Below are 24786 nucleotides of genomic sequence, written 5' to 3'. Positions count from 1 at the left end.
AGCGTTTCGGACAAAGCATCGCCCCTGCCCACCGTCCATCGCAAAAGCCGCGCGCGGGGGGCATCGGCGACAATGATATGTTGTAACCTCCTCTTACCTGTGCTTTAGGCAGGTACGCAAGGCACAGGAATCCCAGTGAAGGCTTTTTCCCCCGACATGAGCATCATCGACCGGCTGGCCATTGGCCTGTCGGCGCTGTGCGGTGTCCATTGCCTTGCCACCTCCCTGCTGATCGGCGCCATGGCGTCGTTGGGCGGCGTATTGGAAACGCCCATCATCCATGAGGGCGGCCTGATGCTCGCCATCCTGCTCGGCGCGATCGGTCTGGGCGCGGGGGCGCTGCGCAAGGGCACGCTGCTGCCGGTCGCGGTCGGATCGCTAGGCCTGGGCGTGATGGCCGGCGCGATGAGCCATCATCATAGCGCGATGGAAACTGTCTATACGCTGATCGGCGTCGGCATCCTCAGCCTCGGCCATCTGCTGAATGGGCGTCAGCACAGCCATTGACGCTGGCTGGAGGCCGCTGGTCCCCGCTTCCCATACTGTATGATAACGGCGAGCGCCGTCCTGTGATGACTGACATTATGTGTCATGGTCAGCTCTCCCCACTTAGCCAAAAGCGCAAGCATCCTTTCCAAGTGCAGGGCGTTAGGGCAGAATTGGGTTGAACCGAAAGGCGATCTGCGCCGGCCGCTGCATGGATGAGGATGGCGTTGAGCAACACCGTTTCCGATGAACGACAACCGGCATGGGCCTCCGGTTCCTCTGGTCCTTCCGATGCCCTCGAAAGCCTGCGCGCCGCCGCCATCGTAGATTTCGATCTGGTGCAGCATGGAGAGGACGCGCACCTCGACGCCATCTGCCGTCTGGTCGCGGCCCAGTGCGGGATGCCCGTCGCGCTCGTCAGCCTGGTCGATGCGACGGAGCAACGCTTTCTGGGCAAGGCGGGTACGGACCTGTGCGGGACGGCCCGGTCCACCTCCTTCTGCGCGACGGCGATGCTGGACAGCGCCATATTGATCGTGCCGGACGCCCGGCTCGATCCGCGCTTTGCGGACTATAGCATCGTCACCGACGAACCCTATGTGCGCTTCTACGCGGGCGCGCCGCTGGTCACGGCGGACGGCGTGCCGCTGGGCGCCTTGTGCGTCCTGGACAGCGAGCCGCACCCCGAAGGGCTGACCGAGGCGCAGCAGGAGATGTTGCGGCTGCTCGCCCAGTCGGTGATGGATCATCTTTCCCTGCGCCGCGCCGCCCGCGAGGAACGCAGCGCCGCCGCAGCGCTGGACGAGAGCGACCTGCGGTTTCGTCTGCTGACCGACGCGATGCCGCAGATGGTCTGGTCTTCGCGGCCCGACGGTCATTCTGACTATTTCAACGCGCGCTGGTATGCCTTTACCGGACTGCACGAGGGGGCATGCAACGGGCAGGAATGGACGTTGTGCCTCCACCCGGAGGATGTCGCCCGCACAGCCGCCGCCTGGAGCCATAGTCTGGAGACGGGCGCGCCCTACGAGCTGGAATATCGCCTGCGCCGGGCGGACGGCAGCTATCGCTGGGCGTTGACGCGCGGATTGCCGCTGCGCGCTGTCGATGGCACAATCCTGCGCTGGATCGGCACTTGCACCGACATCCACGACCATCGTCTCGCCATGGAAGAGCGCGAGATCGTGAGTCAGGAATTGAGCCACCGCATCAAGAATATCTTTGCCGTCATTTCCGGCCTCGTCGGCTTGTCTGCGCGGGAAAAGCCGGAGTTCCGCCCCATTGCCGAGATGCTGCGCGACCGCATCCTGGCGCTAGGCCGCGCGCATGATTTCGTGCGGCCGCACAGCCGGGATTCCCGCCCGAATCCGGTTCAGGAGAACAGCCTGCACGGCCTGTTGAGCGAATTGTTCGCACCCTATGAGGACAGCCCCGGCACGCGCATCCGGCTGAGCGGAATCGACATCGCCATTGATGACCGCTCCGCAACGCCGCTGGCCCTGCTCTTTCACGAGGTCGTCACCAACGCCGCCAAATATGGCGCTCTGTCGTTGCCGACCGGCACCATCGACCTCTCCATTGCAACGGACGGCCAGAACCATGTCGCGATGCATTGGCAGGAACGGGGTGGTCCGCGGCTGGAGCCGGTGGTGCGGTCCGGTTTCGGCTCACGCCTGCTGGACCTGAGCGTACGGCGTCAGTTGGGTGGGGATTTCGAACAGCAATGGCAACCGGACGGGCTGGTCATGCCCATCCGCATCCCCCTGACCGCGTTCAGCCGCCCGTCGCGCGACTGAGCGGCACCACCGCGTCATTATCTGGCAGGCTGTGCCCATCGGCCAGCGCCCATTCGATCGCGGACCGAAGCATCTGACCATCGAATGGCTTGCACACATAGCCCAGCGCGCCGGTCGGCGGCGCGCCGATCTGGGCCGGGTTAGCTGTCACGAACACGGAGCGGATGGCGTATTTGTCATAGAGGTCGGCGGCGATCTGCGGTCCGGTGCGGCCATCGCGCAGGTTGATGTCTACCAGCGCCAGAGTGCAGCCGTTCGCCAACGCCAGCGCTTCCTCCCGATCCATGGCGATGCCGCCGACCGGATAGCCATAATCGGTCAACACTCTCTCAATATCGAGGGCGACGAAAATCTCATCCTCAACGATCAGGATAGCGGGCGGTGGGACGCTAGAAGAGGAAACATCTTTCATAACCTGGATTAAATGCCGGTCATGGCATCCGGTTCCGGCCGTTACGGTGCGCCGCAGCAGATTTTACATTTCCGCTGTCCGGGAATGGATCGGCGCCCATGCCCCTCCCCCTTAAATCGCTTCACCCGACAGGCGCTGGCACAGCATGTCGAGCTGATCGAGCGTCGAGTAATGGACCGTCACCGTCCCCTTGCCATCGCTGCCATAGGAGATGCCGACGCGCATGCCAAGCAGATCGCCCAGATCACGCTCCAGCGCCGCAATGTCGGCGTTGCTCCCCGCCTCCGTCACAACGCCCGTGGCGCGCTGACGCTTCGCCCCGTCGGACCGGCTGTCGCGCACCAGCTTTTCCGTATCGCGCACGGACAGCCCCCTGCGCGCCACATCCTCGGCCAGACGCTCGCAATCCGGCGCGCCGATCAGCGCGCGGGCATGGCCCATGCTCAGCGTGCTGGCCATCACCTGATCCTGCACAGCCGTCGGCAGATCGAGCAGGCGCATCAGATTGGCGACATGGCTGCGCGACTTGCCGACCAGACGGCCCAGCGCGTCCTGGCTATGGCCGAACTGGCCGATCAGCTTCTTATAGGCCCGCGCCTCTTCGATCGGGTTCAGATCCTCGCGCTGGATATTTTCGATCAGCGCGATCTCCAGCGTTTCCGCCTCGTCGAAGTCGCGGACGATGGCAGGGATGCGGTGAAGCTGCGCCTTTTGCGCCGCGCGCCAGCGCCGCTCGCCCGCGACAATCTCATAGCGTTCCGGGCCGGAGGGGCGCACGATGATCGGCTGGATGACGCCGCGCGTGGCGATGCTGTCCGCCAGCTCCTGCAACGCGCCCTCGTCAAACTGTCGACGGGGCTGCTCCGGGTGCGGCTTGATCGCGGTTACGTCGATGAGCTGCACCGACCGGCCATTCGCGCCTGCGCCAGCAGCCGAGCTTTCGCCACTCTGCTTGCCATCCGTGTCACGGCCCGTATCGGCGAACAGCGCGGACAGGCCACGGCCCAACGCCGGGCTGCGCCGCGCGGTTTTCACATGGGACTCGCTTTTCTCATTCTCGACAGTCATGCCGCTTCCTCCCGGACCGGCGGCAGGCGCGCGATCAATTCTCTGGCCAATTGCATATAGGCTTCCGACCCGGCGCAACGCATGTCGTAGATCAACGCGGGCATACCATGGCTGGGCGCCTCCGACAGGCGCACGTTGCGCGGGATCACCGTTTCGAACACCAGATCGCCGAGGCAGCTGCGCACATCCTCCGCCACCTGTTCGGTCAGGCGATTGCGCCGGTCATACATGGTCAGCGCCACGCCAAGGATCGACAGGTCAGGGTTGAACCGCGCCCGGATACGCTCGACGGTCTGAAGCAACTGGCTCAGACCTTCCAGCGCGAAAAACTCACATTGCAACGGGACCAGCACCGCCGACACCGCCACCATCGCGTTGATGGTCAGCAGTCCAAGCGACGGCGGGCAGTCGATCAGGCACACGTCCCAACGTCGCGCAGGGGCGGTGCGCATCGCGCGCGCCAGCCGATGCGTCCGCTCCTCCAGATCGACCAGTTCGATCTCCGCGCCGGACAAATCCTGCGTCGAGGCGACAATGTCCAATAAGGGCACCTGCGTGTGGATGACCGCTTCATCCAGCGCGCAATTGCCGACCAGCAGGTCGTAGGAGGAGTAAACCCGCGCCTTCTGGTCGATGCCAAGGCCCGTGGACGCGTTGCCCTGCGGGTCGAGGTCGATCAGCAGCGTTCGATGCCCCGTCGCGGCCAGAGCGGTCGCGACATTGATCGCGGTCGTGGTCTTGCCCACTCCCCCCTTCTGGTTGGCGATGGCGATGTTCATCATGGCTTGCGACCCCTTGCGGATTTTCCCGCCCCCGACATGTTCCGGCGCCTGACGTCCGTGGCGACGACGATAGCGCTGTCAACATCGGTGACGCTCTGTTCCACGTGGAACGCAGCTTGCCACTGCTGACTCGCGGATTCCAGTTCCAATTGCGCACTTCGCCCCTTTGGCAGCAACCAGAGGGTTTTTCCGTCGCATAAATGACTCGCCATGGCGAATGTCGAGTCCAGCGCGGCAAAAGCCCGAGCCGAAATGATCGACGCCCGACGGTTCAGGCCGACCCGTTCCACCTTCGCCTGTTTCACGGATGCGTGCGGCAGGTCGAGCGCCGCGATGCAGGATTCAAGATAGCGCACCCGCAGACCGCGCGTTTCCACCAATACGATAGGCGCCTGGCGCAGGCACGCGATCACCAGCCCCGGAAAGCCCGCGCCGCTTCCCAGATCGACCCACAGGCCATCGCCCGCCTGACGTTCCTCCGCCAATGTCAGCAATTGGGCGGAGTCCACGATATGCCGACTCCACATCTGCGGGATGGACGAGGCCGACACCAGATTCTGCCGCTCATTCTCCGCTACCAACAGGGCGGCGAGCCTCTCCAGCTTCGCCCCCGCTTCGCCGTCGAGCCATCCTCGCACCGTCAGCCAGCCCCGTGCCTCTTCCTCGGTCATGCCGCGACCCGCCGCTTGAGCCGCACCAGCAGCGCCGCCAGTGCCGCCGGAGTCACGCCGCGCACCCGCGCCGCAGCGCCCAACGTCTCCGGCCGGGCCGCACCCAGTCGCTCCACCATTTCCGACGACAAACCACCAATCTCCCCAAAATCAAAATCGGGCGGGATGGTCACGGCGTCATTCGCCCGCAGCTCCCGCACCGCCGCCGCCTGCCGCTCCAGATAGGGGGCGTAGCGCGCATCCTCGAACATCTCTTCCACCAGCGTCGGGTCGAAGGCCGCCAGTCCCGGCTCCACCGCCAAGACCCGTTCCAGCGTCACCTCGTCGAACCGGCACCAATCGTCGAGCGACCGCGCTACGCCATCGGCCGCATCGAGGGTCAGCACAGCGTCCGCCCGATGCCGCCGGGCGAACAGCGCCGCCGCCTGCTCCCGTGCCCCTGCGCGCGCCGCCGCCCATTGTTGCCGCCCGGTCCCGATCAGGCCGAGCGCATCGCCCCGCCCCGTCAGCCGGGTCGCCGCATTGTCCGCACGCAGGGCCAGACGATACTCCGCCCGTGCGGTCAACATGCGATAGGGCTCCGTGACGCCCTGCAAAACCAGATCGTCGATCATGACGCCAATATAGCTTTCGGCCCGGTCGAGGATCAGCGGCTCCAGCCCCAGCGCATGAGCGGCGGCATTGGCGCCCGCGACCAACCCTTGCGCGGCGGCCTCCTCATAGCCGGTGGTGCCGTTGATCTGTCCCGCCAGAAACAGCCCCGCCATCTGCGCCACCGCCAGCCGCCGGTCGAGCGCGCGCGGGTCGATATGGTCATATTCGACGGCATAGCCGGGCACCGCCATCTCCACCCGCTCCAGCCCCTCGATCGAGCGAAGCAACGCCAGCTGGACGTCGGTGGGCAGGGAGGTGCTGATGCCGTTGGGATAGACCAGAGGCGTATCCAGCCCTTCCGGCTCCAGAAAAATCTGATGGCCTTGGCGATCGCCGAAGCGATGGATCTTGTCCTCGATGGAGGGGCAATAGCGTGGCCCCCGCCCCTCTATATCGCCCCCGAACAGGGGGGAGCGGTCCAGTCCACCCCGGATGATGTCATGGGTCCGGCTGTTGGTCCGGGTGATCGCACAGGACAGTTGCGGGAGGACGCGCACGCCGAGCACGGACATGGTCCAGCGGCCCACGTCGGACGGCTGCTCCTCCAGCCGCGCCCAGTCGATGGTGCGACCGTCGAGGCGCGGCGGCGTTCCCGTCTTGAGCCGGGTGATGGGCAGGGCCAGATCGCGCAGTTGCTGCGCCAGGCGGTGCGCGGCGTCCTCGCCAATGCGGCCGCCCTCCAGCCGCTCCTCCCCCCGGAACAATTTCCCGCCGAGGAAGGTGCCGGTGCACAACACCACCGCCTGCGCCATAAGCTGGGTACCATCCGCCAGCATCAGGCCGCCAACCCGACCACCATCGAGGAGCAGCGCCGCAGCCTCTCCCGCGACGATCTCCAGCGTTGGCAGTGTCGCCATCATCCTTTGCACCGCAGCCTTGAAGCGTGTGCGGTCGGCCTGCACGCGCGGCCCCTGCACGGCCTTGCCTTTGCTGCTGTTTAGCAGGCGGTAATGGATCGCCCCGGCATCGGCGGCGCGGGCGATGATACCGTCGAGGGCGTCAACCTCCCGCACCAGATGCCCCTTGCCCAGCCCTCCGATAGCCGGGTTGCAGGACATGGCCCCGACCGTCGCCGGGTCGAACGTCACCAGCGCGACGCGCGCACCCCGGCGCGCGGCGGCGCTCGCAGCTTCGCAACCGGCATGTCCACCGCCGACAATGATGACATCGAAATCGTTCATGGGGTAATCCTCGCGCCTCGCCTGTACGGCTTTGCGGCGGGTGGGTCAAAGACCTGTTCCACGTGGAACAGATGTAGGATCGCCAGGGTCCACCGACAGGCGTTGCGCCCGCCGCTTCATCAGGATAGCAATCACTATCCATGAGGGTCAGCCGCATTCTACTGGTGGCAGAACCCGCGACAGACGAGAGGTTATAACCGCGATGACGCAGAACCCATCCCATCGGATCGCCCGCGACTTTTTCGCCGCGCTCTCCAACGGCGCCTTGCCTCTGGAGATGCTGACCGATGACATGACAGCCTGGACCACGACATCCGGCGTACAATCCGCCAGGGAACGCTATGCCGGTGGTATCCAGATGTTCGCGACGCTCTTCCCGAACGGGTTGCTCTACACCGTCGAATCCCTGACCGCAGAGGAGGACAGGGTCGTGGCGGAAGTGCAAGCCGATGGCCTGTTGAGCAACGGCGACATATTCCAGAATCGCTATGTCTTCGTCCTGCGTTTGCGGGAGGGACGCATCGCCGCCGTCGCGGAGCATTTCAATCCCGACCCGGTACGCAACCAGATCGTGCCCCTGCTCCAGCACGTGATGGCGAAGAACGCGGGCTGAGCCAACGCTGAGCCGGCAGGCAGAGAAAGCTGGCCCGCCTGCATAGCTTTGGCCAAGGGGCAGGCTGCCACCCGCTTGCCGCCATCGGGCCTGCCCGCCTATCCTTCCCTCACCAAAGGCGACAACGCCCGGCAAGGAAGGACAGACCATGGAGAGTGCAGCCGCGTTGATGGACCGGGCCAGGACGGCCACCGCGCTGGACGATTTCGGGGAGGACAGTTTTCGCGAAGGGCTGGAAAAGCTGGTCGATGCGACCCGTCGCGAAGCGCGCCTCACCCCAATGGGCACCGCCGCCTTCTCTGGCCAGATCGTCGACTATCTCTCTCGTCGGCTGGAGGTTGAGCATCATTATGCCCGCAATCCCGAAATCGACGAGCAGGAGATTGTCGCGCCGCTGATCGGCATCGGCCTGCCGCGCACCGGCTCCTCCGCGCTCGCCTGCCTGCTGGGCGCCGACCCGGCAGTGCGATCGATCCGCAACTGGGAGGCTATGCAGCCCTGCCCCCCTCCCGATAGCGCCACGGAGCGAGACGACCCGCGCATCGCGGCCGCAGAGGCCAGCATGGTGCGCCGCGCGCAATTGTTTCCGCGCATGACGGGGATGCTGCCCAGCACCGCCACGTCCCCGTCCGAATGCCAGACCTTCATGGGGCAGGATTTCAAATCGCAGATCTTTCAGGCGTTCGTCCATATCCCGACCTATGTCGACTGGTTGAACCATGAGGCAGACCTTGTGCCCACTTATACTCATGTGAAGCGCATCCTGAAGCTGCTGCAATGGCACCGGCCGCCCCATCGCTGGCGACTCAAGAATCCATCGCACAGCCTGTTCATCAACGCCCTGACGCAGGTCTTTCCCGATGCGCGATTCGTCATGACGCACCGGGACGTGGCGCAGGTCATCCCGTCCGTGGCGGACCTCTATTATGAGCTGCACAGCGCGTTCAGCGACGATGTGGATACGCGCGCCATCGGGGACACGACCGCCACATTCTGCGAACTGGGCATGCGTCGGATGATCGGGTTTCGTGACGCGGGGCAGGATCATCGCTTCTTCGACATCCATTTCGCGCCCTTCCAGGCCGATCCGCTGGCCGTGATCGAACGACTCTATGCATGGCTGGGCGAGGCGCTGACGGAAGACGCGCGCGCGGGAATGCAGGCGTGGCGCGCGGAAAAGCCGGTCGCGGGACAGGCCTATGAGCGCAATGTGATGGGGCTATTCGGCTTTACGCCCGATGCCCTGCACGAACAGTTTCGTTTTTACGCGGATCGCTTCGCCCTCACCCAGCCTGCGCATTGAGGGGCTTGAGCGGTGCGGGCTGCTTGCCGCTCGCCCGCTGGCGATAATCGCGCGGTGTCTCCCCGGTCGCCCGACGGAAAGCGGCGGCGAAATTGGAGGGGGCGGTAAAGCCCATGGCGAAGGCGACCTCCTTGACAGTCACGCCCGCCGCCAGCAGGTTCCTGGCTTCCGCCACACGATGGTCCGCGACATAGCTGCCGATGGATCGCCCCCGGCTGATCCGAAAGGCGCGGGTCAGGTGGCGCACCGACATATGGCAGAGCGCCGCCAGTTCCTCCAGCGTCGGCACCGCCGCCCCGTCCGCCAGCCGCTCATCGATCAGGCGCAGCCGCCAGGGGGCAAGGCCACCGGTCGCCTGATCCCCGTCAATGTCCAGCACATGCCGCGCCAGCTCCACCACCACCTGCCGCGCCATCAGGTCGACCAGCATGGGGGTGCCGAATCCGGGGCTGCGAATCTCCTCCCCCATGCGGAACAGCAGGCGGCGCAGATTGGCGTTGTGCAGGTCCAGCATGCCGATCAACCGGCTGTCGGTCCATGCCATGTCCGCGCCGAGCCAGTCCGTCACCGCGTCGGGCGGGAAATGGCACATGATCGCATTCTGGTGGCGGCAATTGCTGCGGGTGCGAATCCGTTCGCCGGCGGGCAGGAAGAACATCTCGCCGATCGGTTCGAAACGATGCGGTCCCCAATGATCGGGAAAGCCGCCCTCCGCCCGGCCAGACATGGGCATCAGCGAAAGCTGTAGATGATGGGCGTCCGTGGTGGCGGATTTGTCGATGGGCTGGCCCCACAGCGTGCGGACAAGGCGGACAGGGCCGATGCTCGTCGCCATCTCGCCCTCTATCGCTATGACCTCCTGCGACGGCTGGTCCATGGCTTTTTCGCCCTCTCTCCTGCCCGTCTGTTGTAGGGCGACCCGGTCGCCTGACCATGGACACCCTCTATTTCATCATGCCATAGCTATGCCATCCAGCCATTTTGGCAAGGCGTATGAGGCGGTACGGGTTGCGACCGGGCCACCGGTCACTTGCCGATGCAGAATCCTCCGAACAGGCTGTCCAGCATATGCTCGGTCGAGGCCCGTCCCGTGAGCCGATCGAAAGCGGACAGGGCATCGCGCAGATGCTCCGCCACCAACAGGGGATCGCGCACCGCCAGAGCCGATTCCAGGGCCGCCACCGCCGTGCCCAGTTCGCTCCGCTGCCGGGCGGAGAGAAGATAGCTGCGATCCTGCGGCAACAGCGCCGTCGCCCGCGCGCCGACCAGCGCGATCAGATCGGCCATGCCCTCCCCGCTGTGCACGGACAGCGCGACGTCATGGATACTGTCGCGCGACACATCGGGCCGGTCGATCCGTGAGAGGACGCGAATGGCATCGGGCCGGGGGCTATCCTCCGCCGCGCCCAGCCAGAGCAGCAAGTCTGCCGCCGCGACAGCCTCCCGCGCCCTCTCGATTCCGATGCGTTCCACCGCGTCGCCCGCCTCGCGGAACCCCGCCGTGTCGGTGAGCAGATAGGCTGTCCCGCCGATCGCCACGGGCACCTCGATCCGGTCGCGCGTCGTGCCCTCTATATCGGTGACGATGGCGGCCTCCCAGCCTGCCAGCCGGTTGAGCAGGGTCGACTTGCCGCTGTTGACCGGACCCGCGATCACCAGCCGGATGCCTTCGCGCAGTCTCTCCACGGGTGGGGCCGCCAGTTCGGCCTGCATCTCTCCCAACAGCGTCGTGATCCCCGCCTTTGCCTGGGCAAGGGCGTCGCCGTCCACGTCATCCTCATCCGCGAAGTCCAGCGCCGCCTCGACCAGCGCCGCCGCGCTTAGCGTACGCCGCTGGAAATCCTCGACCCGTGCGGAAAAAGCCCCGCCATACATGGCCATGGCCGCGCGCCGCTGCGCCTCCGTCTCCGCATGGAGTAGGTCGGACAAGCCCTCCACGGCGTTGAGGTCCATGCGGCCATTCTCCAGCGCCTGGCGGGTGAACTCCCCCGCCTCCGCCGCCCGAAGGCCCGGCAGGCGACCCAGCGCATCCTGCACCGCGGTCACCACCGCCCGTCCGCCATGGCAATGAAGTTCGACCAGAGGTTCTCCGGTGACGCTGCGGACGGCGGCGAAGCGCAGGACGAGCGCCTCGTCCAGAGCCTCTCCGGTCAGGGGATCGCGCAGGGTCCGCAGGCCCGCCCGCCGCTCCTGCGGCAGGGTGCCACACAAGGCAGCCGCTGCGCCCTCGGCATCGGGGCCGGACAGGCGGATAATGGCGATGGCCGCAGGCGGCGATCCGCTGGACAGCGCATAGATGGTGTCGCGCCTGTCCGCGCTGCTCATGTCACAATCCCAGCGAAAGGGCCGGTCAGCCCTTCTTCACGCCCGCCGCGCCCATGCCGATGTCCATCATGTTGGAGAACAGCTTCATCCCGGCATCGCCAAAGGGGGAAAGGTTGCGCAACATCGATTCCATCTGCTCGATATTCGTGTTGCCGCTCATCGCGTCCAGCACCGCCTTCACATAATGATCCTGGATCGGCGTGAGGTCCGGGAGGCCCAGAAAGCTGCGGGCTTCGACGGGCGTGCAATCGACATCGACGGTAAATTTCATCGTATCTGTTCTTTCCTGACGCGGTGGACGGATAACCGCCCACGCGCGCCATATGTCCACGAAAACCGCGCTCAATCAAGCCAGTGTTCAGGCGAACAGGGTCAGGATACCCACATTGCCGTCGACAAAGCCGTCATAGATCATCTTGCCCGCGACATAGACGATCACCGCCAGGCCGACATAGGCGATCCAGCGATACCGCTCGATATATTTGGCGATCACGTTCGCGGCCAGACCCATCAGCGCGACCGACAGGATCAGGCCGATGATGAGGATGCCGGGATGATCGCGCGCCGCGCCGGCTACGGCCAGCACATTGTCCAGGCTCATCGACACGTCGGCAATGGCGACCGCCCAGGCGGCGCTGGCAAAGCTCTTGGACGGGCGCAGGCCGGACACATCGTCATCGCTGGTGTCGCCCGGCGTCTCATGCCCGCGCGGGGGATGCAATTCGCGCCACATCTTGAACGCCACCCACAGCAGCAACAAGCCGCCCGCGAGGATCAGGCCAACGATCTGCAACAACTGGCTGACCACCAGCGCAAAGGCGATGCGCAGCACCAGCGCGGCGATGATGCCGATCAGGATGACCTTCTTGCGCTGCGCCGCGGGCAGGCCCGCCGCCAGCGCGCCGACGACGATCGCATTGTCGCCCGCCAGCACGAGGTCGATCAGCAGCACCTGCGTAAAGGCGCTGAGCGCCGCCGGGCTGTTGAGGTTGCTGAAGTCGGCGACGATATGGCCCCAGACCTCGCTCAGGCCTCCCACGGCGGGTGCCGCGGCGGATGCGGCGGTCATCAAAAGGTCGATCAAGGCGGGTCTCCGAACAGGGGCAGGCCCCGGCAGGCTGTTGCCGGGACAGAAATCACGTCCTTCTCATAACGATCCGACCGCCAAAATCCACCACCGGGCGCACCGAATATGCGGAGAGGCCACCCCATCGCAAAAGACCCGGCCACGCCATCTGGCGCAACCGGGTCTTTTCGAAGTCCTGTGCAAAAGGGCGCGGGTAGCGCCGGCCGCTTACTGGTTCATCGCGGCGAAGAAATCTTCGTTGGTCTTGGAATCCTTCATCTTGTCGAGCAGGAATTCCATCGCGTCGATCGTGCCCATCTGCATGAGGATGCGGCGCAGCACCCACATCTTGCTGAGCTTGTCCTTCTCGCACAGCAATTCTTCCTTGCGGGTGCCGGACTTGCCGACATCCAGCGCGGGGAAGATGCGCTTGTCGGCAACCTTGCGGTCCAGCACGATTTCCGAGTTGCCGGTGCCCTTGAACTCTTCGAAGATCACCTCGTCCATGCGGCTGCCGGTGTCGATCAGCGCCGTGGCGATGATGGAGAGCGAACCGCCCTCCTCGATATTACGGGCGGCACCGAAGAAACGCTTGGGACGCTGGAGCGCGTTGGCGTCCACACCGCCGGTCAGCACCTTGCCCGACGAGGGGACGACGGTGTTGTAGGCACGGCCGAGACGCGTGATGGAATCGAGCAGGATGACGACATCCTTCTTATGCTCGACCAGACGCTTGGCCTTTTCAATCACCATTTCGGCGACCTGAACGTGCCGGCTGGGCGGTTCGTCGAAGGTGGAGGAAATGACCTCCCCCTTCACGCTGCGCTGCATGTCGGTGACTTCCTCCGGCCGTTCGTCGACCAGCAGGACCAGCAGGAACACCTCCGGATGATTATCCGTGATGGCCTTGGCGATATTCTGGAGCAGCACCGTCTTGCCGGTACGCGGCGGCGCCACGATCAGCGCGCGCTGGCCCTTGCCCTGCGGCGAGATGATGTCGATCACCCGCGCCGACTTGTCCTTGACCGTGGGGTCGAGCGTGTCGAGGCTGAGCTTCTGGTTGGGATAAAGCGGGGTGAGATTGTCGAAGTTGACGCGGTGACGCACGGCGTCCGGGTCATCGAAATTGACCTTCACCAGCTTGGTCAGCGCGAAATAGCGTTCGCCATCCTTCGGCGCGCGGATCTCGCCTTCCACCGTGTCGCCGGTGCGCAGGCCGAACTTGCGGACCTGGTTGGGGGACACATAGATGTCGTCCGGGCCAGCCAGATAATTGGCCTCCGGGCTGCGCAAGAAGCCGAAACCGTCGGGCAGCACCTCGATCGTGCCCTCCCCGATGATCTCCTTGCCATTGTCCGCTTCCACCTTGAGGATGGCGAACATGATGTCCTGCTTGCGGAGGGTCGAGGCACCTTCGATGCCCAGTTCCTCGGCCAGCGACACGAGGTCGGCAGGAGATTTCTTCTTCAGTTCCTTGAGATGCATGAAGTGCGATTCCGGTTGGATAAAACGGATAGGATGGGAATGTCTGCGCTGAACCGATGGTCGCGCCATGGCATGAGGAATGCGGCGCTACGGTGGAGATGCGGCCCGGATTACGCCGCGCGGGCGACACTGTCAATCGCTGCCGCATCATGCCTGAAAATGCGGAAAATCGGGGCTTGGGGACGAGAGGGCCGGAACCATGCCCGCCCGATGGCCCGTCAGAGCAACGCCGACGCCAGTTCGCGCCATGCCGGACGGGCCGCGCCAATATCCAGCCCCGCGCCGGTAATGACCTGAAGGCAGACGTGGTTGGCGCCCGCCGCGAAATGGGCATCGACCCGTTCCGCAATCTTCTCCACCGATCCCCAGACGAACAATGCATCGACCAGAGCGTCGCTGCCGCTGTCGATCTCGGCCTCCGAAAAACCCAGCCGCAGCCAGTTGTTACGATAGTTGGGATAGGCCTGATACTGCGACAGCGCCTTGCGGGCGAGATCGCGCGCCTTGGCAGGATCGCTTTCCAGCACCACGCCCTGCTCCGGCGCGACCAGCCTGTCCGGTCCGAGTGCAGATCGTGCGAGGGCGGTATGCTCCGGCGTCACAAGATAGGGATGGACGCCCGCGGTGCGCTTACCCGCCAGTTCCAGCATCTTTGGTCCCAGTGCGGCGAGACAGAGGCTGTCACCCGGCACGCCCTGCGCCGCCAGTTGATCGAGATAATCCCGCATCGCCGCCAGCGGCTTGACCGCCGCATAGGCATCCCCAACGATATGCGAATGGCTGACGCCGAGGCCCAGCAATACCCGCTGCTGCCGATCCGCGGACAGACCCTTGAACCATGTCGCCACATCGGCGGGCGTATGTTTCCAGATGTTGAGGATACCGCTGGCGATGGTGATGCGCGAGGAGGCGCCGAGCAGCCGGTCGAAATCCCCGGTCAGGTCGCCGCCAATGCCACCGGGCATCCACAGCGCGCCATAGCCCAGCTCGTCCAGCTCCGCGATGGCTTCTGCCGCCTGCCCATGATCGCCGAACCGCATTTCCATGGACCAGATGCCGATCCGGCCGATATCCTGTGTCATGCACTCTCTCCCAAGATCGGACTGGCCTTGAACAGGCTGTCATGAAGAGCCGCCTCAGCTCAGCCCGAAACGCGGCCCATAGACGATGACGGCGATGACGATGGCGCTCACCAATATGCCCGGCACTTCGTTGAGCAGGCGCAGCGTCTTTTCCGCCAGCGGTCGTTCGCCCCGCGCCAGTTTCTTCGCATAGCCCGACGCCCAGCCATGATAGCCGGACAGGATCAGGACCAGCAGCAGCTTCACATGGAACCAGCCCTGCGAAAAGGCGCCGATGTTCAGCGCCAGCGCGATGCCCAGCACCCAGACGATAATGAGGGCGGGGTTCATGATGATCCGCCGCAGCCGGTCCTCCCGGTCGATCCACGCCTTGTCCTCCGGCGATCCGACGATCGTCTGGTGGTGATAGACGAAGAAGCGGGGCATCATGAACAGGCTCGCCATCAGGAAGATGACGAAGATGACATGCGCGGCCAGCACCCAAGGATAGGCCAGGCCCAGAAAGCCGATCATCGCGAAATTCTCCCCTTATCCGTCCATTTACCGCCGCAACACCTGCCTTCAGGCACCCCTGAGCCGCGCCAGCAGATGCTCCACATGGGCGATGGGGGTGTCCGGCAGGATGCCATGGCCCAGATTGAAGATATGGGGGCGTCCGGCGAAGGCCGCAATGATGGTGTCAATGGCGCTGTCCAGCGCCTCACCCCCGGCAATCAGCGCCAGCGGGTCGAGATTGCCCTGCACCGGCATGCCGGCGGGCAGGCTGCGCGCCGCCCAGAAAGGATCGATCGTCTCATCCACGCCGACCGCATCCACGCCGGTCTGTTCCGCATAATCGACCAGCTTGGCCCCCGCACCCTTTGGGAAACCGATGATCGGCGTATGGGGGTGGATCGCCTTGAGCCGACGCACGATCTCCGCATTGGGGGCGATGACCCACCGCTGGAACTGGGCGGGGCTGAGGCTGCCGGCCCAACTGTCGAACAATTGCACCGCGTCCACGCCCGCGCGTATTTGTCCGTCCAGATAGGTGACCGTGGTTTCGATGATCGCGTCGATGATCGCGCCGAACCGCACCGGATCGCCATAGGCCAGCCGACGGGCCGCGCCATGATCCTTGCTGCCCGCGCCGGCCACCATATAGGTCGCCACCGTCCAGGGGCTGCCCGCAAAGCCGAGGAAGGTCGTCTCCGCCGGGAGTTGCGCCCTCACCTGCCGCACCGTTTCCCAGATGGTTTCCAGCCGCGAGGGATCGGGCGTGAAGCTGGACAGGTCCGCCTTGGCCAATGGCGGGGCGAGCCGTGGCCCCTCGCCCGTCTCGAACCACAAATTCTGACCCATGGCGTGGGGAACGATCAGAATGTCGGAAAACAGGATGGCCCCGTCGAAACCGAAACGCCGGATCGGTTGCAGCGTGATCTCCGCCGATGCCGCCGGATCATAACACATCGCCAGGAACCCGCCCTTATCCTCCCGCAAAGCCCGATATTCAGGCAGGTAGCGTCCCGCCTGCCGCATCAGCCACACAGGTGGCACGGACAATGTCCTGCCCTTGAGAACCTGAAGCAAGGGGGGAAGGGTGAGCGTGTCAGCGGGCGTCGTCATGGAACCGTCCTGCGAGCAAAGCCGGTCGCCAATCAATACTTAAAAGAGTCTTAAGATAATATTGTTGGTGAGTGTTGGGGGCGTGGATATGTGGAATTATGGGTTTATCCAGAGATTCATCCACAGTTTGACACAAGCGATGCCACCTTTCCATGGCGAGTCTGTGTCACCCGTCCACAGGATTCCACCCTGGCACCCGCCTGTTGATCCCCGTGGATAAGTCGGCCGTGGGAAAAGTCGAAACGGGCACGCTTTGTGCCACCCGGATCATCCCCAAATCCATCCCTTGATTTATCCACAGCCTGCCCACAGAGTTCAGGGCCATGAGCCGTCTCCATCTTCATCTTCTCTCCGACTCGACCGGCGAAACGCTGGAAAACATCGCGAAGGCCGCCGTTGCCCAGTTTGAGAATGTGGAGATCATCCGCCATTTCTGGCCGATGGTCCGCTCCGACCAGCATCTCGACCGTATCGTGGAGGAACTGGGCCGCAACCCCGGCCTCGTCCTGTTCACCCTGGCCAATCCGGCGCTCCGCAAGAAACTGGAGAAGTTTTGCCGCGCCATCGGTATTCCCCATATGGCCCCGCTCGACGGCGTGACCGATGCGCTGTCCGGCATATTGGGGCAGGAGACGACGGGGCGGCCGGGGCGCAAGCATATCCTCGACGAAGCCTATTTCGCCCGGATCGACGCGATCCAGTTCACCATCGCCCATGATGATGGCGTGGGATGGGAGAATTGGGAGGAAGCGGACATCGTGCTGGCGGGGGTGTCGCGCACGTCCAAGACGCCGACCAGCATCTATCTCGCCAATCGCGGCTACAAGACGGCGAATATCCCACTGGTGCCGGAATCCCCGCCGCCGACCAGTCTGTTCCGGTTGAAGCATCCCATGGTCGTCGGCCTGACCACCAGCGCGGAACGGCTGGTGCAGGTCCGGCGCAATCGCCTCCTGTCCCTCAATCAGGCGCCGGAGACGAGCTATGTCGATCGCGAACGGGTGCAGCAGGAAGTAGCCGACGCGCGCCGCATGTTTGCCGACAATGGCTGGCCGATGGTGGATGTGACCCGCCGTTCGATCGAGGAAACCGCCGCCGCCATCATCAGCCTGTATCAGGAGCATGTCGGCGGATCGGGCACGGCCCCCGGCCTGTCGGAGGACGGCTCGCTATGACATCTCCCCTGTTGCTGGCATCGCAAAGTGCCAGCCGCCGCCGGATGCTGACTGATGCGGGCGTGCCATTCGAAGCCATATCGGCGGGCGTCGATGAGGAGATGGCCAAGGATGCGTTGATCGGTGAGGGGGTGAAGCCCCGCGACCTGGCCGATGCCCTGTCCGAGTTAAAAGCAATCCGACCGTCCGGTCGTCATCCGGGCGCGCTGGTGCTGGGGTGCGACCAGACGCTGGCGCTGGACGATGGGAGTCTGGTCAACAAATGCGAAAGCAAGGCGGAAGCCCGCGACCTGCTGCTCGCCATGAGCGGTCGCCGCCACCATCTCCATGCCGCCGCCGTGATCGCGCTGGATGGAGCGCCGATCTGGCGCCATGTCGAAAGCGTGGCGATGGATGTGCGGACGCTGTCCCCGGCCTTTGTCGACGCCTATCTCGACGCCGATTGGGAGGAGTGTCGCTGGTGCGTCGGCTGTTACCGGATCGAGGGTCCGGGCGCGCAACTTTTCGCCAAGGTGACGGGCAGCCTGTTCGCGGTGCAGGGCCTGCCGCTGCTTCCCCTGCTTGACTTTCTGCGGACGAGAGGCGTTCTGGCGGCATGACAAGCACAGGCCTTCCCTATGCCGAAGTGATCGGCGATCCCATCAACCATTCCAAGTCGCCGGTGATTCATAATCATTGGTTGCGCACGCTCGGCATAGAAGCGGAATATCGTAAGACGCATGTGACGCGCGACGGTCTGGCCGCCTATTTCCTGTCGCGCCGCGCGGATGACGACTGGCTGGGGTGCAACGTCACCATCCCGCACAAGGTGGCGGTGATGGACTATGTGGAAGACCCCTCCAACATCCGGGGCCAGATCGGCGCGATGAACACTATCGCCTGCGAGACGGGCGGGCCGCTGATCGGCACGAACACGGACGCGGGCGGATTCTTGTCGCCGCTGGAACGGTTGAAATGGAAGGGCAAGGAGGCCGTCCTGATCGGTGCGGGCGGCGCGGCCCTCGCTATTGGCTATGCTCTGGCAGCCAAGGGGATGAAGAGCCTGACGGTCGTGGCGCGGGACCGGGCGAAGGGGCAGGCCCTGCTCGACCATGTTGGCATGGAAGGCCGAGTCATCGGATTCACCGACCCTCTTCCCGCAACCCGGCTGCTTATCAACAGCAGCCCGCTCGGCATGACCGGCCAGCCGCCGCTCGACCTCGACCTGTCGCCGCTGGCTGAGGATGCGACTGTCTATGACATCGTCTATGCGCCGCTGGAGACCGGACTGCTCCGCGCGGCCCGTGCGCGCAATCTTGCGACCATCGACGGACTGGCCATGCTGATCGGGCAGGCCGCGCTGGCGTTCGAGATTTTCTTCGATGCGTCGCCCCCACGCGACGATGACGATGCGGAGTTGCGGACCCTGCTCACTCAGCCCTTGGACTGAGCCGTCATGAAGATCATCGGCCTCACCGGTTCCATCGGCATGGGCAAGTCGGCGGTCGCGGCGATGCTGCGCCGGTTGCACGTTCCCGTGTTCGACGCCGATGCCGCCGTCCATATCTTGCAGGGCCGGGGCGGCGCGCTTCTCCCCGCCATCGAAGCGCGTTTCCCCGGCACCACGGGTCCGGGCGGCGTAGACCGGGCCAGGCTGGGTGCGCTCGTTCTGGGTGACAGGGTGGAACTGCGCGCGCTGGAACGGATCGTCCACCCCGCCGTGGCCCGGATGCGCAGCCGGTTCCTACGCTTCAACCGGTCACGCCCTATCGTGGTGCTGGATATTCCGCTGCTGTATGAAAAGGGCGGGGCAAAGGGCATGGCGGCGGTCATCGTGGTCAGCGCGCCCCTCTTCGTCCAGCGCCGCCGGGTGCTGCGCCGCAAGGGCATGACCGAACAGAAATTCCGCCAGATTCTAGCCCGGCAGGTGCCCGACAGGATCAAGCGTCGCCGTGCCGACCATATAATCGAAACGGCTCGTACCAAAACGCGCACTTTTGCGGATGTTCGGCGGCTGGTCACTTGCCTTCGCCGCCGCTGAGTCCGATAGTGGCCGACTAACGAGTCATTTGGAACGATGCGCGAAATTATATTCGATACGGAGACAACCGGCCTCGATCCTCTCAAGGGTGATCGCCTTGTCGAAATCGGCTGCATCGAAATGGTTAATCGCGTGGCCACCGGCCGCACCTACCACGCCTATTTCAACCCGCAGCGATCCATGCCGATGGAGGCGGAGCGGGTCCACGGCCTGTCGGAAAAATTCCTGTCCGACAAACCCCTCTTTGCCCATGGCGTTGAGGAGATGCTGGCGTTTCTGGGCGATAGTGCGCTGGTCGCGCATAACGCCCGCTTCGACTTCGGATTCCTCAACGCTGAACTGCGCCTGTGCAACCGCGCGGAAATATCGCTGGATCGCATGGTCGATACTGTCGCGATCGCGCGCAACCTGCACCCTGGTGCGAAACACAGCCTTGATGCGCTCTGCTCCCGTTACGGCATCGACCGTAGCCACCGGGTCAAGCATGGCGCGTTGCTCGACGCCGAACTTCTCGCCCAGCTTTATGTGGAGCTGACCGGCGGGCGGCAGATCGGGCTTACCCTGGTCGAAACGGCCATGATGGAAACGTCGGTTGCGACCGGCCCCATCCTTGACCGGATCGCACGGCCTGTCCGTGTGTTTACCCCCAGTGCGGAGGAAATCACCCGACATCAGGCCTTTATCGCGACCCTCTCCGATCCGCTCTGGCTTTCGGGCCAGATCGAACCGGCCGGAGGCTAGCACCCCCAGTAGAAGGGAGAACGAGCATGGATATTCGAGTTTCCGGCCATCAGGTCGACACAGGCGGCGCACTTCAGACGCATGTGACGGATCGGCTCTCGACCATGGCGGAAAAATATTTCTCGCGGGCCATTTCGGCCCATGTCACCTTCGGACAAGCGCCCCATGGCGCATTTCACTGCGACATCGTCAGCCATGTGAACAGCGGCATCGTGCTGAAGGGCGCGGGTGAGGCGCAGGACGCGCATTTCGCGTTCGAACAGGCCGCCGACCGCATCGACACGCAGCTGCGCCGCTACAAGCAGCGCCTGAAGGATCGCCATCAGCACAGCCTCGCCGCAGAGGCGGAGCGGGTGCAGAGCTTTGTGCCCGACAATGCGGCCTACACCGTCTTTCGCCCGGCAGAGGAAGTGGAGGAAGAGGTTCCCGATGCACCCGTCATCGTGGCGGAGACCCGCACTGACATCCCCGAAGCCAGCGTATCCGACGCCGTGATGATGCTGGATCTGCGCAACACGAACGCCCTGCTCTTTCTGAACAGCGGCACGGACACCTATAATATGGTCTATCGTCGTCGCGATGGGACGATCGGCTGGGTCGAACCGCGCGGCTGAACCGGGCCGTTCAAGCCATGAAGCGGGGAGCGCGCGGCGGGGAACCTGGTTGACCCGCCCGCGCTTCCGCCTTATGGGCGCGCATTCGCATTTTCCCGATAGCGCGCGACCGCGACCGGCGCCCGGCTGCTTTTGCCCGCCTGCGCCAGAGACGAGTGGATGATGAACGACTTCAGCGATCTGGTGGTAGCGCAGGCGGTAAGAGCCGACGTCACCGCCAGCAATAAGAAACAGATTTTCCAGTTGCTCAGCGAGATTGCGGCCAGCGCCTATGGTGTCTCGGCCGATGAGGTCGTCGAACGATTGACGGAGCGGGAGCGGTTGGGTTCCACCGGCTTCGGCGGCGGTATCGCCATTCCCCATGCCAAGCTGGACGTGATCGACCAGGTGCGCGGTGCGGTCCTGTTGTTGCCGGAGCCCGTGCCGTTCGACGCGGTGGACGATATGCCCGTCGATGTCGTTTTCATGCTGCTGTCCCCGGCGGACAGTGGGGCGGAACATCTCAAGATGCTGGCCCGCGTCTCCCGTTTCCTCCGCAACGAGGCGCAGGTGAAGCGCCTGCGCGGTGCGAAATCGAGCGATGCCCTGCACGTCATCCTGACCGGTGGCGAGGCCCGTGACGCCGCCTGACGCCGCAAGGGCGGGATCGGAAAGCGGTGAGACGGCGCATTTCCGGGCGTTGGAACGGCTTTATGCCTCCGCCCCGATCAATCTCCTCTTCCCCTCGACGCTGAGCATCACCGAAGCGGGCCTCTCGACCATCAGTTTCGATGCGGGTGATGCGCATTTCCATGCGGCGGGCGCCGCGCATGGTACGCTCTATTTCAAGATGCTGGACGATGCGGCTTTCTACGCCGCCAACAGCCTGGTCAACGACCGCTTTCTGCTCACCACCGCCTTCAACATGCTGCTGACCCGACCGATGGGCGCGGGACCGATCCGGGCGGAGGGGCGCTGGCTCAACGGGCGGCGGCGCGTGTTCGTCGCCGAATCGCGACTGCTGGACGCGGAGGGAGAGGAAGTGGCGCGGGGCACCGGCACCTTCATGCGCTCCCGCTTCCCGCTCGCGAGCCTGCCCGGCTATTCGGAGCGATGACATTTTTCGTGCCATGACATCATGACCGGCCGACTGCCTGCCAAAACGCTCGTCAGTGCCCTGATCCGTCGCGTCAATCAGGCGGGTGGCTTTGCCTCTGTCCTGGCCAGCGGCGAGGATATGGGCGGCATGATCCTGGTCCAAACCCTTGAAAGAGGGCGATTTTCGGGCTTTTTCGAGCGGATGACCGACCTTGACGGCAGGGCGTCGCTGGTCCGGTGCGGACCGCCGGTGGACAGCGACCCGCCCACTCTCTCCGCCTATCTCAATCGGCGGCGCAGCAGCGATCCGGACCTGTGGATCGTCGAACTCGACATCGTGGATGCAGAACGGTTCGCCGCTGAAACGATAGCGATGGGTTGACACATTAAGTGCGCAGAGGCCATGGGCGGCCAACCGACGCGCACGTAGCAGACCATGCCATAGGGGCTGGGGGCCAACACGCAGACGGGGGGCGTTCGACCGTATAGAAGATCGCATAGAGCGACGCGCGGCACGATCGACCAACCGCACATGTTTGAAAAATAATGCGTTTTACTCTTCCGGCCGCCGTATCGGCAGCCCTGTTTGTTGGCGCGACCACCCTCACGGTCGCCTCCGTTTCCTACGCCGCCGGTCCTGTTCCGGTTGTCGGTGGAACCACTCTGACCCTTTCCGACATGGTGCCCGGTACGCCGAACCTGTCGCAGACGCCCCGCCTCGACGCGGTGGCCGTCACAACCGATTCGGCCTTGTCGATCGGCACCCCCCTTCCCCAGCCCAACGCTGCACCCGCCGAGCCTGAAGCGCCCGCGACCAGCCTTGCGGTTCTCGTCGACCGTCATGACGACAATGTCGGCAACCTCGATTCCGAGATGCAGTGTCTTGCGTCCGCCATCTTTTACGAAGCGCGGAGCGAGAGCCTGTCCGGCAAGCTCGCCGTTGCCCGTGTCGTCATCAACCGTTCGGAGTCCGGTCGGTTCCCGCGCAGCCTGTGCGGCGTCGTGACGCAGCCCGGCCAGTTCAGCTTCGTGCGTGGTGGCCGCATCCCGGCTGTCTCCAGCCTCGGCACGCTCTGGCATGATTCGGTCGCCATCGCGCGCGTCGCCATGGCCGATAGCTGGAAAAGCGCGGCCGAAGGCGCGCTCTTCTTCCACGCTCGCCGCGTTTCGCCGGGTTGGGCACGCCAGCGTCTGGCTCAGATCGACAATCATATCTTCTATCGGTGATCGGCGGCAGCGGCCCGGCGGTCGCTGACCCCTTTCATTTGTTCTTATAATGTTCTATTTCGGGTGCATGATCCGCTCTGCACCCGAAAGTGATTCCACCTGCGCGGCCCCGCCTTCCTGCGACGATGCCACGCCCGAAGGCCGGGCGCGGGCGGCCAGTGTCGCGCGGGGAATCCTGCGCCTCTTTGCCCGCCATGATATTTTCGGCATGACCGAAGTGCCGCTGCCCAACGGTCGCCGCCTCGACATCATGGCGATCGACGCGCGCGGTCAGTTGATCGCGGTCGAGATCAAATGCAGCCGTGCCGACCTGCTCGGTGACGGCAAGTGGCAGGATTATTTCGACTATTGCGACCGCTATTATTGGGGGGTACCGGCGGGATTCGACCTGCACCTGCTCGATCTGCCCGCGCTCTGGCCGGAGCGGACCGGCCTGATCGTCGCTGACGCCTATGATGCGGAGATCATCCGCCCAGCCCCCACCGAACCGCTCGCCGCCGCCCGGCGCAAGGCGGAAACCCTGCGCTTCGCTCGCCGCTCCGCACGCCGGGTCAGCGGGATGGTCGATCCAGGGTTCAGTGTTGGGGTGTTAGGGAGTGGATAGACAGACTCCCGTTCGTCCTGAGCCTGTCGAAGGACAGGGAAGTCCTTCGAGATTCAAGCCGTCACCGACCTCGCTTGAACCGGAGTGAACGGAGTCGGGGCAGAGAGGCGAAACCCTCTAATCCCCCAACTATGTTGTCAGAAACTCGGTCCCTGCACCGCTTTTGCAGGGACGACCGGCTTGGCGGCGTCCAGCGCCTCGATCATGCCGGGGATGCGGGCGTCCCGCTCGGCATAGTCGCGGGCGGACATGCCGGTCATGCTGTCGCGCTTCTTGGGGTCCGCGCCATTGGCGACCAGCAGGCGGACCATGCTGACATCCTGCATCTGCACGGCGCGGATGACCGCTGTCTCTCCCCGGCTGTTGGCCTGATTCACATTGGCGGCGTTGGCCAGCAACACCTCCACCCCTTCCGGGAACCGCTTTTCGACGGCCAGCATCAACGGGGTTCGGCCATCATTGGCGGCCAGGTCCGGCCGGGCGCCATGGCCCAGCAGATAGCGCATATAGGTGAGGTCGCGGCGCGCCACGGTGATGAGTAGCGCGGTCTCGCCCGTCGTGCGGTCGCGCGTGTTGACCAATGTCGTGCCCGGCGCCTCGACAAAGCTCGTCACCTTGTCGCCATCGGATTTGCGGATAGCCTCCAGGAATTTATAGCTGTCGGACATCATCTGCGCCGACCCCGCGCCCGGCAGGCCCAGCGCCAGCGCGCAGGCGAGCGCGATTGCGACCGCCTTATTCTTGCCCTTGCTGCCGGATACCCCGTTCTGCGTCATGACATGCCCCATGTTCTGCGTCT

The 24786-nt window shown here is 64.6% G+C and carries 29 protein-coding genes; 15 read left to right on the top strand and 14 right to left on the bottom strand.

The window, feature by feature from the left end; all coding sequences use genetic code 11:
* Positions 1–156 precede the first annotated feature (156 nt).
* Complete coding sequence (locus LWE61_RS00790) at positions 157–507, top strand: MerC domain-containing protein (RefSeq protein WP_234148574.1); 351 nt, start codon at positions 157–159, stop codon at positions 505–507.
* Positions 508–824: 317 nt separating this feature from the next.
* The gene (locus LWE61_RS00785; RefSeq protein ID WP_407696182.1) at positions 825–2282 is read left to right on the top strand and encodes a sensor histidine kinase; all 1458 of its coding nucleotides are present in this window, start codon (positions 825–827) and stop codon (positions 2280–2282) included.
* Here LWE61_RS00785 and LWE61_RS00780 read toward each other — a convergent pair.
* From LWE61_RS00780 to mnmG, 5 genes are all read right to left on the bottom strand, one after another.
* Positions 2260–2694 carry a response regulator gene (locus LWE61_RS00780; RefSeq protein WP_234147896.1) on the bottom strand — a complete coding sequence of 145 codons (435 nt, stop codon included), beginning with the start codon at positions 2692–2694 and terminating at the stop codon, positions 2260–2262. The genes LWE61_RS00785 and LWE61_RS00780 overlap by 23 nt on opposite strands.
* Before the next feature lie 111 nt (positions 2695–2805).
* Positions 2806–3762, bottom strand: coding sequence for a ParB/RepB/Spo0J family partition protein (locus LWE61_RS00775; RefSeq protein WP_234147895.1), 957 nt, complete (start codon positions 3760–3762; stop codon positions 2806–2808).
* The gene (locus LWE61_RS00770; RefSeq protein WP_234147894.1) at positions 3759–4544 is read right to left on the bottom strand and encodes a ParA family protein; all 786 of its coding nucleotides are present in this window, start codon (positions 4542–4544) and stop codon (positions 3759–3761) included. Before LWE61_RS00770 ends, LWE61_RS00775 begins: the two co-directional genes overlap by 4 nt.
* The gene (gene rsmG / locus LWE61_RS00765; RefSeq protein WP_234147893.1) at positions 4541–5215 is read right to left on the bottom strand and encodes a 16S rRNA (guanine(527)-N(7))-methyltransferase RsmG; all 675 of its coding nucleotides are present in this window, start codon (positions 5213–5215) and stop codon (positions 4541–4543) included. Before rsmG ends, LWE61_RS00770 begins: the two co-directional genes overlap by 4 nt.
* On the bottom strand, positions 5212–7050 hold the full coding sequence (mnmG, locus tag LWE61_RS00760; RefSeq protein WP_234147892.1) for a tRNA uridine-5-carboxymethylaminomethyl(34) synthesis enzyme MnmG: 1839 nt from the start codon (positions 7048–7050) through the stop codon (positions 5212–5214). The genes rsmG and mnmG overlap by 4 nt, the downstream gene beginning before the upstream one ends.
* 202 nt (positions 7051–7252) lie before the next feature.
* Here mnmG and LWE61_RS00755 point away from each other — a divergent pair, with 202 nt between their 5' ends.
* Positions 7253–7663 carry a nuclear transport factor 2 family protein gene (locus tag LWE61_RS00755; protein WP_234147890.1) on the top strand — a complete coding sequence of 137 codons (411 nt, stop codon included), beginning with the start codon at positions 7253–7255 and terminating at the stop codon, positions 7661–7663.
* Positions 7664–7811: 148 nt separating this feature from the next.
* Complete coding sequence (locus LWE61_RS00750) at positions 7812–8966, top strand: sulfotransferase family protein (protein WP_234147888.1); 1155 nt, start codon at positions 7812–7814, stop codon at positions 8964–8966.
* Here LWE61_RS00750 and LWE61_RS00745 read toward each other — a convergent pair.
* From LWE61_RS00745 to hemE, 8 genes are all read right to left on the bottom strand, one after another.
* Positions 8947–9843 carry a helix-turn-helix transcriptional regulator gene (locus tag LWE61_RS00745; RefSeq protein ID WP_234147885.1) on the bottom strand — a complete coding sequence of 299 codons (897 nt, stop codon included), beginning with the start codon at positions 9841–9843 and terminating at the stop codon, positions 8947–8949. The genes LWE61_RS00750 and LWE61_RS00745 overlap by 20 nt on opposite strands.
* Before the next feature lie 149 nt (positions 9844–9992).
* Positions 9993–11291, bottom strand: a complete 1299-nt coding sequence (gene mnmE, locus LWE61_RS00740) for a tRNA uridine-5-carboxymethylaminomethyl(34) synthesis GTPase MnmE (protein ID WP_234147883.1) — start codon at positions 11289–11291, stop codon at positions 9993–9995.
* A 25-nt stretch (positions 11292–11316) separates the two neighbouring features.
* Complete coding sequence (locus LWE61_RS00735; protein WP_234147881.1) at positions 11317–11562, bottom strand: DUF6489 family protein; 246 nt, start codon at positions 11560–11562, stop codon at positions 11317–11319.
* An 87-nt stretch (positions 11563–11649) separates the two neighbouring features.
* Positions 11650–12375, bottom strand: a complete 726-nt coding sequence (locus LWE61_RS00730; protein WP_234147878.1) for a YjbE family putative metal transport protein — start codon at positions 12373–12375, stop codon at positions 11650–11652.
* Positions 12376–12585: 210 nt separating this feature from the next.
* Positions 12586–13842: a transcription termination factor Rho gene (gene rho, locus LWE61_RS00725; protein WP_234147876.1), complete on the bottom strand. Its 1257-nt coding sequence runs from the start codon at positions 13840–13842 to the stop codon at positions 12586–12588.
* 218 nt (positions 13843–14060) lie between these two features.
* Positions 14061–14924: a TIGR03620 family F420-dependent LLM class oxidoreductase gene (locus LWE61_RS00720; RefSeq protein WP_234147875.1), complete on the bottom strand. Its 864-nt coding sequence runs from the start codon at positions 14922–14924 to the stop codon at positions 14061–14063.
* Between the two features lie 54 nt (positions 14925–14978).
* Positions 14979–15434, bottom strand: coding sequence for a CopD family protein (locus LWE61_RS00715; RefSeq protein ID WP_234148573.1), 456 nt, complete (start codon positions 15432–15434; stop codon positions 14979–14981).
* A gap of 51 nt (positions 15435–15485) precedes the next feature.
* Complete coding sequence (gene hemE / locus LWE61_RS00710) at positions 15486–16529, bottom strand: uroporphyrinogen decarboxylase (RefSeq protein WP_234147873.1); 1044 nt, start codon at positions 16527–16529, stop codon at positions 15486–15488.
* A gap of 323 nt (positions 16530–16852) precedes the next feature.
* On the opposite strand from hemE, the gene LWE61_RS00705 reads away from it, so the two are divergent.
* From LWE61_RS00705 to LWE61_RS00655, 11 genes are all read left to right on the top strand, one after another.
* Positions 16853–17704, top strand: a complete 852-nt coding sequence (locus LWE61_RS00705; RefSeq protein ID WP_234147870.1) for a pyruvate, water dikinase regulatory protein — start codon at positions 16853–16855, stop codon at positions 17702–17704.
* Positions 17701–18303, top strand: coding sequence for a Maf family protein (locus LWE61_RS00700; RefSeq protein WP_234147868.1), 603 nt, complete (start codon positions 17701–17703; stop codon positions 18301–18303). The genes LWE61_RS00705 and LWE61_RS00700 overlap by 4 nt, the downstream gene beginning before the upstream one ends.
* Entirely contained in the window at positions 18300–19133 is an 834-nt protein-coding gene (locus LWE61_RS00695) for a shikimate dehydrogenase family protein (protein WP_234147865.1), read from the top strand. The genes LWE61_RS00700 and LWE61_RS00695 overlap by 4 nt, the downstream gene beginning before the upstream one ends.
* A 6-nt stretch (positions 19134–19139) precedes the next feature.
* Complete coding sequence (gene coaE / locus LWE61_RS00690; protein ID WP_234147864.1) at positions 19140–19724, top strand: dephospho-CoA kinase; 585 nt, start codon at positions 19140–19142, stop codon at positions 19722–19724.
* Between the two features lie 36 nt (positions 19725–19760).
* Complete coding sequence (gene dnaQ / locus LWE61_RS00685; protein ID WP_234147862.1) at positions 19761–20465, top strand: DNA polymerase III subunit epsilon; 705 nt, start codon at positions 19761–19763, stop codon at positions 20463–20465.
* A gap of 26 nt (positions 20466–20491) precedes the next feature.
* Entirely contained in the window at positions 20492–21079 is a 588-nt protein-coding gene (gene hpf, locus LWE61_RS00680) for a ribosome hibernation-promoting factor, HPF/YfiA family (protein WP_234147860.1), read from the top strand.
* 162 nt (positions 21080–21241) lie between these two features.
* On the top strand, positions 21242–21709 hold the full coding sequence (locus LWE61_RS00675; RefSeq protein WP_234147858.1) for a PTS sugar transporter subunit IIA: 468 nt from the start codon (positions 21242–21244) through the stop codon (positions 21707–21709).
* On the top strand, positions 21696–22175 hold the full coding sequence (locus LWE61_RS00670; RefSeq protein ID WP_234147856.1) for a PaaI family thioesterase: 480 nt from the start codon (positions 21696–21698) through the stop codon (positions 22173–22175). The genes LWE61_RS00675 and LWE61_RS00670 overlap by 14 nt, the downstream gene beginning before the upstream one ends.
* Positions 22176–22196: 21 nt before the next feature.
* Positions 22197–22538: a DUF1491 family protein gene (locus LWE61_RS00665; protein ID WP_234147853.1), complete on the top strand. Its 342-nt coding sequence runs from the start codon at positions 22197–22199 to the stop codon at positions 22536–22538.
* A gap of 164 nt (positions 22539–22702) precedes the next feature.
* On the top strand, positions 22703–23383 hold the full coding sequence (locus LWE61_RS00660) for a cell wall hydrolase (RefSeq protein ID WP_234147852.1): 681 nt from the start codon (positions 22703–22705) through the stop codon (positions 23381–23383).
* A 67-nt stretch (positions 23384–23450) separates the two neighbouring features.
* Positions 23451–23987, top strand: coding sequence for an MmcB family DNA repair protein (locus LWE61_RS00655; protein WP_234147850.1), 537 nt, complete (start codon positions 23451–23453; stop codon positions 23985–23987).
* A gap of 137 nt (positions 23988–24124) precedes the next feature.
* On the opposite strand, the gene LWE61_RS00650 is transcribed toward LWE61_RS00655, so the two are convergent.
* The gene (locus LWE61_RS00650) at positions 24125–24763 is read right to left on the bottom strand and encodes an ankyrin repeat domain-containing protein (protein WP_234147848.1); all 639 of its coding nucleotides are present in this window, start codon (positions 24761–24763) and stop codon (positions 24125–24127) included.
* Positions 24764–24786: the final 23 nt, after the last annotated feature.

The sequence above is a fragment of the Sphingobium sufflavum genome, assembly GCF_021403115.1.
GTDB lineage: Bacteria > Pseudomonadota > Alphaproteobacteria > Sphingomonadales > Sphingomonadaceae > Sphingobium > Sphingobium sufflavum.
This window is presented reverse-complemented; position numbering and strand designations above follow the sequence as displayed.

Coding starts and splice junctions, on each gene's coding strand:
- LWE61_RS00780 (WP_234147896.1), bottom strand. CDS start 2,694: ATGAAAGATGTTTCCTCTTCTAGCGTCCCACCGCCCGCTATCCTGATC.
- LWE61_RS00770 (WP_234147894.1), bottom strand. CDS start 4,544: ATGATGAACATCGCCATCGCCAACCAGAAGGGGGGAGTGGGCAAGACC.
- mnmG (WP_234147892.1), bottom strand. CDS start 7,050: ATGAACGATTTCGATGTCATCATTGTCGGCGGTGGACATGCCGGTTGC.
- LWE61_RS00745 (WP_234147885.1), bottom strand. CDS start 9,843: ATGGACCAGCCGTCGCAGGAGGTCATAGCGATAGAGGGCGAGATGGCG.
- coaE (WP_234147864.1), top strand. CDS start 19,140: ATGAAGATCATCGGCCTCACCGGTTCCATCGGCATGGGCAAGTCGGCG.
- LWE61_RS00775 (WP_234147895.1), bottom strand. CDS start 3,762: ATGACTGTCGAGAATGAGAAAAGCGAGTCCCATGTGAAAACCGCGCGG.
- LWE61_RS00735 (WP_234147881.1), bottom strand. CDS start 11,562: ATGAAATTTACCGTCGATGTCGATTGCACGCCCGTCGAAGCCCGCAGC.
- LWE61_RS00700 (WP_234147868.1), top strand. CDS start 17,701: ATGACATCTCCCCTGTTGCTGGCATCGCAAAGTGCCAGCCGCCGCCGG.
- LWE61_RS00750 (WP_234147888.1), top strand. CDS start 7,812: ATGGAGAGTGCAGCCGCGTTGATGGACCGGGCCAGGACGGCCACCGCG.
- mnmE (WP_234147883.1), bottom strand. CDS start 11,291: ATGAGCAGCGCGGACAGGCGCGACACCATCTATGCGCTGTCCAGCGGA.
- LWE61_RS00675 (WP_234147858.1), top strand. CDS start 21,242: ATGAACGACTTCAGCGATCTGGTGGTAGCGCAGGCGGTAAGAGCCGAC.
- LWE61_RS00665 (WP_234147853.1), top strand. CDS start 22,197: ATGACCGGCCGACTGCCTGCCAAAACGCTCGTCAGTGCCCTGATCCGT.
- LWE61_RS00705 (WP_234147870.1), top strand. CDS start 16,853: ATGAGCCGTCTCCATCTTCATCTTCTCTCCGACTCGACCGGCGAAACG.
- LWE61_RS00660 (WP_234147852.1), top strand. CDS start 22,703: ATGCGTTTTACTCTTCCGGCCGCCGTATCGGCAGCCCTGTTTGTTGGC.
- LWE61_RS00655 (WP_234147850.1), top strand. CDS start 23,451: ATGATCCGCTCTGCACCCGAAAGTGATTCCACCTGCGCGGCCCCGCCT.
- dnaQ (WP_234147862.1), top strand. CDS start 19,761: ATGCGCGAAATTATATTCGATACGGAGACAACCGGCCTCGATCCTCTC.
- rho (WP_234147876.1), bottom strand. CDS start 13,842: ATGCATCTCAAGGAACTGAAGAAGAAATCTCCTGCCGACCTCGTGTCG.
- hemE (WP_234147873.1), bottom strand. CDS start 16,529: ATGACGACGCCCGCTGACACGCTCACCCTTCCCCCCTTGCTTCAGGTT.
- LWE61_RS00695 (WP_234147865.1), top strand. CDS start 18,300: ATGACAAGCACAGGCCTTCCCTATGCCGAAGTGATCGGCGATCCCATC.
- LWE61_RS00755 (WP_234147890.1), top strand. CDS start 7,253: ATGACGCAGAACCCATCCCATCGGATCGCCCGCGACTTTTTCGCCGCG.
- LWE61_RS00650 (WP_234147848.1), bottom strand. CDS start 24,763: ATGACGCAGAACGGGGTATCCGGCAGCAAGGGCAAGAATAAGGCGGTC.
- rsmG (WP_234147893.1), bottom strand. CDS start 5,215: ATGACCGAGGAAGAGGCACGGGGCTGGCTGACGGTGCGAGGATGGCTC.
- LWE61_RS00790 (WP_234148574.1), top strand. CDS start 157: ATGAGCATCATCGACCGGCTGGCCATTGGCCTGTCGGCGCTGTGCGGT.
- LWE61_RS00720 (WP_234147875.1), bottom strand. CDS start 14,924: ATGACACAGGATATCGGCCGGATCGGCATCTGGTCCATGGAAATGCGG.
- hpf (WP_234147860.1), top strand. CDS start 20,492: ATGGATATTCGAGTTTCCGGCCATCAGGTCGACACAGGCGGCGCACTT.